The sequence below is a fragment of the Ureibacillus sinduriensis BLB-1 = JCM 15800 genome, from assembly GCF_000772955.1.
GTDB classification, from domain to species: Bacteria; Bacillota; Bacilli; order Bacillales_A; family Planococcaceae; genus Ureibacillus; species Ureibacillus sinduriensis.
In genome coordinates this window covers 1-7,640 of record NZ_JPVO01000023.1, presented here as the reverse complement: position 1 = coordinate 7,640, position 7,640 = coordinate 1, and the positions used below count along the sequence as shown (strand labels likewise).

The 7,640-nt window shown below is 32.6% G+C and carries 9 protein-coding genes and 1 pseudogene; all 10 read left to right on the top strand.

The window, feature by feature from the left end:
* The first annotated feature begins 243 nt into the window (after positions 1–243).
* Positions 244–420 carry a hypothetical protein gene (locus CD33_RS20580; protein WP_215490535.1) on the top strand — a complete coding sequence of 59 codons (177 nt, stop codon included), beginning with the start codon at positions 244–246 and terminating at the stop codon, positions 418–420.
* A complete protein-coding gene (locus CD33_RS00405) occupies positions 368–655 on the top strand; it encodes a hypothetical protein (protein ID WP_156967287.1) in 288 nt (95 codons plus the stop codon). Before CD33_RS20580 ends, CD33_RS00405 begins: the two co-directional genes overlap by 53 nt.
* Positions 656–722: 67 nt before the next feature.
* Positions 723–1,067, top strand: a complete 345-nt coding sequence (locus CD33_RS00400) for a hypothetical protein (RefSeq protein ID WP_036197068.1) — start codon at positions 723–725, stop codon at positions 1,065–1,067.
* A 408-nt stretch (positions 1,068–1,475) separates the two neighbouring features.
* On the top strand, positions 1,476–1,688 hold the full coding sequence (locus CD33_RS00395; RefSeq protein ID WP_036197065.1) for a hypothetical protein: 213 nt from the start codon (positions 1,476–1,478) through the stop codon (positions 1,686–1,688).
* A gap of 275 nt (positions 1,689–1,963) precedes the next feature.
* Positions 1,964–2,647: a hypothetical protein gene (locus CD33_RS00390; RefSeq protein ID WP_084591207.1), complete on the top strand. Its 684-nt coding sequence runs from the start codon at positions 1,964–1,966 to the stop codon at positions 2,645–2,647.
* Between the two features lie 644 nt (positions 2,648–3,291).
* Positions 3,292–4,113, top strand: a complete 822-nt coding sequence (locus tag CD33_RS00385) for an MBL fold metallo-hydrolase (protein WP_036197062.1) — start codon at positions 3,292–3,294, stop codon at positions 4,111–4,113.
* A 436-nt stretch (positions 4,114–4,549) separates the two neighbouring features.
* Positions 4,550–5,064, top strand: a pseudogene (locus CD33_RS00380) (P-loop NTPase family protein).
* 309 nt (positions 5,065–5,373) lie between these two features.
* Positions 5,374–6,501, top strand: a complete 1,128-nt coding sequence (gene solA, locus CD33_RS00375) for an N-methyl-L-tryptophan oxidase (RefSeq protein ID WP_036197060.1) — start codon at positions 5,374–5,376, stop codon at positions 6,499–6,501.
* Between the two features lie 296 nt (positions 6,502–6,797).
* Positions 6,798–7,265 (top strand): hypothetical protein, encoded by a 468-nt coding sequence (locus CD33_RS00370; RefSeq protein ID WP_036197056.1) that lies wholly within the window; start codon positions 6,798–6,800, stop codon positions 7,263–7,265.
* Between the two features lie 187 nt (positions 7,266–7,452).
* Positions 7,453–7,640, top strand: a 188-nt coding sequence (locus CD33_RS20575; protein ID WP_036197053.1) for a hypothetical protein, incomplete at its 3' end; no start/stop codon positions are given.

Here is a 7,640-nt window from a genome sequence, read left to right as displayed (position 1 = left end):
ACTCTACATCTGTAGGGTCTTTTTTGTTTGTAAAAAAATCGATATTCTACAATCGAGCGCAATTCTTTATATGGAATGTGTCTTCTTCCATCATTAAAGGGCCAGATTATGGAGGATCGTTCACGTATGTATGTAGAATAATGATTAAAAATGTGCAGTTTCAACACTTAAACTAAAGGGTCAGTCTAGTTCTACAAGAATTTGTAATATTTTGGTAGAATCTAATTAGTTGAGGGGGTTGAAATGAAAAAATTTTTAGTTGGAATACTTATAGTTGGAATTTTAGGAATCGGGGTTTATTTCCTACTTAGTCAACGTGAGAGTGAGGAAAAGCTTACTTATAAAGGTGAAAGTGATAATTGGAAAGTTGAATATACGTTCATTAACGAAGGTAAAAGAAGAAGTACATCGATCGATTGACTTGAAATACCAGGGTTCGAATGTAAGTAGTGTTGGAGAATTCGAATTTGCAGTACAAACGAAACTTGGAAAATGGGGCCAAGGTATAATTGAATTAGATGAAAATGGATTGTATACAAGCTCTAGTTCAACAATATTAAAAGGAGTATTAACCGAAAAGGATAAACCAGTTTTCACAATTAGTTGGAGTGATAATGAAGAGGAGGAGATTATCTTAGAAAGTAATAATGAATAATTGCCTCATATCTTTTAATTCTCGCAAAATTTATAGTAGTTTTAAGAATAATAATAGGGGGTTGCTAATGTCATTAACACACGAATTTGGAATCATAGATGATATTACTGAAAAATCTTACGAGGGCTATGCACCTGAAAAATATCAATGTATTTCAGTTGAAGATGAGATAATTACAAATTTAATGAAGCCCTTATCTTTAATGAAAACTTATTTCCATTCTTTAAATCGTCCTGAAAATGGATTGGCATATCATGGCATTACCATTATTCCACCAGAATCATTACCCACGTTTTTAAATATTGTTTTATCTACTGAGGATTTGAAACGGTATGATGATATAAATGAACTTGGTGAAAAGATAATTCAAGCAAAAAATGAAAATAAGTATATGATTCATTACGGGATTTAAACGATTATTTATAAACGTAAAGATTCAAATTACGTACCCAAATGAAAGTTTTAGAAGACACAATAACCCAAGATGCTGTGAAAACAACCTTTCTTGGGTTTTACTTTGAATATTTTTTATACAGCTCTTTATGCAACGTTATATATAGTTACGATAGGACTTGTCGAGATTTTGCAGAGTGTGTTATCTGAATAAAAAACTGTTCCTGTACTTCAATTACAGGGGCTATAGTTGAAAAACCCAATAATCGGGGGCAATTCTTGGAGATGAATTGTGCCTTTGCCTTTTTCAGCAAAATGGCCATTTAATGGAGTAATAATTAGATTGGATATTTATGTTACTATAAGTGGGAGTTAAGAATTTAAAGTTAAAGGTTATTGTTGAAGTATAAGAAAGAGGGGTTTTATAGTGAAAACAAATACAACTCTTATTAGATTATCAATTATAATAATGGTTATTTTTGGTGGAACTTTTACTTTTCGTTATTTTAGAGCCGGTGAATTATTATTAGACCAAATTGTTGGAGTTTCGGTTGGCTTGGTACTTTTGATTGCCTCATTGATTTGGAGAAAAATAAACTTAACGGGTGAGGTTAGTGAAAGTAAATCTGAAAATTTTTAGTTACTCCATAAAAGGGCGCTTTCCTTGAACAAGGAAAGTGCTTTATTCAATTAAATGGCCATTTTATGGAATGACAACCAGTAGATGATAAATGGAAGATGCATTAAGGCGAGATTATGAAGAAATAAAATTAGACTACTGGGGCAAGTTACTTGAAGAAGAGTTTATATAATTGAGATGTATAATGAAAGAAGCCGTACGAGTTTTTATACTCATTTTCATAGATATTTGGCATACAAAATGTTAGAATTGTCTGAAAAACGTTAAAGGTGGAAATAAAATTGAAAAAAAGATTAGGGTGTCTACACGCCCATTATTCAAATATTGAATATATAGAAAACGCACTTTCCTCATATGAGCTAGAGTTAATCCATTTTGTCGACCCTGCATTAATGTATCGGGTTACATCGGACGAGAATCTTCAATTAGTAGATGCTCAAAACAAAGTTAAAGAGCAAATAGAATGGATTGCCCAAAGTAGTGTAGATGCTATTTTGATTACTTGCACAAACTATATTGCGATATTACAGGAAGAACAACTTTCAATATCAGTGCCAATTATAAAAATTGATGAACCCTACTTTAAATGCATTAGTAATATACAGCAGCCTCAGACAATACTATTTACCAATCCGGCAACAGTTAATGGGACAATTGAGCGTCTCAACCAATATGCTTATAATCATCAAAAATCCATAGATATAGAGGTAATTGTCATGAACAATACTTTTGAATTGATAATGAAGGGACTAAAACACGAATATAATCAAGAAATATCCAGATTTCTGGAAGGAATTATTAAAGAAGATAAAATTATCTCCGTTGCTCAGTTATCAATGGTAGATGCAGCCAAGGAAGTTGAGTATATGTCAACAAAGCAAATAATTAACCCATTGGATCCTTTGATTGCTTCAATAGTAACTCAGTTAAAATTAGGCAAAAAAACAGCGGTAATCTAATCTTCTTCATTCAACTTACTAGACTTTATTTGAATTGTAATCTTCTCCAAACGGGCCATTTAATACGAGATGGTAAAATACCTCTCTCCAGGTGTGTACTTTGAAACTATTCAGTATGTGACTGAATTTTCTTTAATAGAGAGGTATTCTGAACCTATCGTACTTGCATAAAAGGGAATATAAAATTCATCTCTCTCTTCTTTTTTATTATCTGATTTAATATTACTTGGTTTGAAACATTCCACATCCTCCGTGTAATGACTTGCCTAATGAATTCTGCCTTTTTCAGTAATCGGACCAGTTTGCGGCATAACTCCTTTAAATAAAAATCGATACATCCTACATTATAAATTTTTGCAAAATTCATTCATAAGTATGAAATTTTTACCAACTAAAATATAGTATATTGAAAGCAGAAGAATTATAAAACGGTGTGTCATATGAAAATGGAGTTTATTTGCTTATATCTACAACACATGCACTGATTGTGGATTCTTATTTGCAAAAACAGTAGTTAATGAAGTAATAGATATATTGGCATTCCGTTATACAGTCGCGTTTATCCGGTATCCTTATTAATAATATTTAAAGTTGTGAAAGTAAATAGACAAATAAAACAATAAAATTAGGGAGTTTGGTTCGTGATGAATTATTATGTTTGTGAAACGTGTGGAGTTCAATATGAAAAATCTATTGTTGAACCAAGTGAATGTAAGATCTGTACCGAAGAGAGACAATACGTTAGTGTAAACGGGCAAAAATGGACAACATTAGATGAATTAGTGGCGTCTAGTCAGTATAAAAATAAGATTACTTTTGAAGAAGATGGATTACATAGTATCAAAACTGTCCCTACATTCGGTATTGGACAGACTGCTTACTTAGTTCAGCATAGCCATTTTAATTTGTTATGGGATTGTATTACCTATATTGATACTGAAACTATTACTACTATTAAAGAATTAGGTGGAATTAATGCAATTGCCTTATCTCATCCGCATTATTACTCTAGCCAGGTGGAGTGGGCAGAAGCTTTCGATGCACCAATCTATATTCATGAAGATGATAAAGAATGGGTCACTAGACCAAGTGAGCATATTGTCTTTTGGTCAGGTGAAGAATTGATTTTGGAAGAAGGAATCGTATTACATCGTGTAGGAGGGCATTTTAAAGGTGCCACAGTGTTAGAATGGCAGAATAATAAAAAAGAGGGCGTTTTATTTGTTGGAGATATTATTCGTGTAGTGGCAGATCGTAAATGGGTAACTTTTATGTATAGCTATCCAAACTTTATTCCATTGCCAACTAATATTGTGAAACGAATTGCAAGTCAAATAGATTCATTGAACTTCGGGAAGTTATTTGACGCATTCCATCGAGTAATTGAAAAAGATGCGAAAGAACGTGTTCAAATATCAGCAACCCGATACATTGAAGCGTTAGAAAATAAACTTTTTGAAACATAACAAATTACACACCAAATTAAATAATGTTCCCAAATAAAAGTTCGGGAAGACACAATGACCCAAGAAATTCTGTGAGTACAACATTTCTTGGGTTTTCCTTTGAAAATTGTTTATACAGTTTTTTGTAGAGAAAACATAGCTATGATAGGATTTTTCGAAATTTTGCAGAGTGTGTTATCTGAATTAAGAACTGTATATAGAGACTATTTATTAACGCTGAAAACCTGCATTTTTACCATTCATATATCCTATTACAGGGGGGTAGCTGAAAAACAATCATCAATAATCGGGTCATATGATCGTGGAGCAACACAGAAATGTTATTAGGCTAAAATTTGAAGATAAAGTATTGTTACTACTTCAAATAATTAGAGGTGAATCCAAATCTAATATCGAATTGTTTCCAGAAACAAATGATTACAAAGTTGGTGGTTTTTTGGAAAAGACAATATACAAGAGAATACATATTATTGGCTCTGTTGGAAGTGGTAAAACAACTTTAGCAAAGAAATATCCTCAAAGTTAGATATACCGTATTACGAATTAGATAATGTAGTTTGGATAAGGGATAAGTCCGGGGATATAAGAAGAACTGAACAAGAAAGGGAGGAGTATCTAAACAGTATATTACAATCAGACAATTGGATAATTGAAGGAATACACAATGAGGATTGGGTAAGCAATTGTTTTCAGAGTGCAGATTTGATTTTCTTTTTAGATACAAAATATTCATTGAGAACTTACCGAATTATAAAGAGGTTTCTAAAACAAAAACTTCGATTAGAGAGAGCGAATTACAAACCAACATTAATTATTTTTTTTAAAATGTTTAGATGGAATCGTTATTTTGAAGACGTTGGTAAAGTTAATTTTTTCAACAAGTATGGCATACATAAAGATAAGATAAAAGTTATTAACAATGCAAATTGTATTAAGAAATACTTCAATTAAATAGCACCTTCCCTTAATAATCTTGCGTTTTAAATTCACTTTTTTAAAATTTATGAAGGCGGATTTTAAGAGCAACAGGCGTATTCAACATCGGGGCGTTTCTGTAATAAGAATCGGAGCTCGTTCTCATTAATGGGGCCAGGTGGTGGAGGAGCATTTTAAAACTATCCCTTAGATTGGTAAGCGTTGTACTTAAACTATTAAACATTTTAAAGTGATTACCAAATGTTAATGTTAAAATAAGTTAATAGTAGACAATACATAAGACTCTAGTTTTAGAGTATGTTTTTGCGAGGGAGGAAACGGATTATGCATTATGACGTCATTGTAATTGGCGCTGGTTCGATGGGAATGGCGGCAGGTTATTTCTTATCAAAGTATGGGAAGAGAACTTTATTAATTGATTCTTTTAACCCGCCTCATAACAAAGGGAGTCATCACGGCGATACGAGAATTATTCGGCATGCGTATGGTGAAGGTGAAGAATACGTTCCATTAGCGCTCAAGGCTCAAGAACTATGGAATGATTTAGAGAAAGTGACAGGAAAACAATTGTTTCTCCAAACAGGGGTTCTAAATGTGGGCTATGAAAAAACGGATTTTATCCAGAACATCATCTCAAGTTCAAAAACTCATTTACTGCCACTTAAGATTTTGGATTCAAGTGCAGTGAATAAGCAGTGGCCGGGCATCACCTTACCGGAAAATTACATAGGGTGCTTTGAACCAACATCAGGAATACTGAAATGTGAGGAATGCATTGAAGCCTATCGTGAACTTGCAGAACAACATGGAGCGACGATTTTAACCAATACCAAAGTGAAAGAATTATCGGTTCATGATGAAAGAGTAACCATCAGTACCGAAGATCAAACTTTTAACGCGGATGCCCTAATAGTCTCAGCAGGAGCTTGGTCAGGAACTCTCCTTTCTAAATTGGATTTAAACCTTCCTCTAAACCCAGTAAGAAAAACTTTTGCTTGGTTTGATGCCAGTGAAGATTTATATAATTATAGGGATTTTCCCGCCTTTTCGTTTGAGACATCTCACGGAATCTATTATGGTTTTCCTAGTATCGATGGTTCCGGATTAAAAGTAGGCAGACATGATGGAGGAGAAACAATCAATCCAGAGGAAGCCATCCGGGGATTTGGTGAACTAGAGGAAGATACGACAGATTTAAAGCAATTTTTACATAACTATATGCCATTTACACATCAATTAAAGTACGGTAAAACCTGTATGTATACACTTACTCCTGATGAAGATTTCATTATTGATTTGCATCCTAACTATTCAAACGTTGCCATTGCATCGGGTTTCTCAGGTCACGGCTTTAAATTCAGCAGTGTAGTTGGACAGATTTTAAGTGATTTGATTATTTCAGGGAAGTCGGAACAAAATATTACTCCTTTTTCAATCAATCGATTTAAATAAACTTCATTAGCTAGAGTGCGCTTGTTGAAAAGAATTAACATGTAAAATTAGATTTTAGTTATACCACAATCGCGCACAATTCTTGAATAGAATTGTGCTTTTTTTCACCAATCGGGTCATATTCTTGAATGACGTTCTTTTATGAAATGTTACTAAACGAAATTTGGGGTCGTATTTTACTAGTAATTGAATAACATAACAACTACAACTAAATTTCTTACTTTTGGATATTTTTATTAAAATTGTATGGATTATTATATAATTTCTAGATTGCTTTAATTTAAGGAGAATAATTAATGAAATATTTTGTTGATGATGACCATTGGGATGTAATTGGTTATGCAAAGGAATTGAAAAAACTATTACCTCGTTTCAACCAAGAAACAACGAACTTTTTAAAAAAATATTCATTCCATGATGGCAAGGTAGTTTCGCTAACAATCTTGAATCAAGAAAATGGAAAAACTAAAGATCCTACAACAATTAATATGGTTATTAAGCAATATGTTGAAGATGGTGGTACATACGAAATACAATGGTCAAATGTTCGAAAGTTTTTTATGGATTATGATATTACTAGAAATGTTTATGGTAACAAACCGTATGAAATTGTTTTTGGTGGCAGACAAGGACTTGATCAGTGGGGGTACGATGAAATTATTCCGATAAGTAAAAAGAAATTGCAGCATGAAATCTTTTTATTTTCGCAGACCAAAATAATTATCCATTGCTCAAATATTAAAATCAGAAAGTTAAAGGCTTAGGAAGCAATTGATTATTACTTTAGTAAAGTAAAATAAGAGGTATTTATTCTTCAACAATCGGCGCACTTCTTAAGTAGAATTTTAGCAATAGGGCAATTTAATGCAGGAAGAATACATATGAATTATAATGTATCCAACATTTACCATACAAAAATGTTAAAATGATTTTATAAGGGGGGTGATTGGTTTGGGATTGTTTGGAATGCTAAGGTTCCTTTCTCTCATGTGTGCAATGTTAATCGTAAAAGAAAATAAGAAGTATAAGTCTCTAATTGATGCTTGTGGATTAAAGGATAATCCTAAATTTGCTACTATTTATTACTCTATTCTTCATGCTATACTAAAAATGTGCAACCCAAATAACCCTCCGAATCC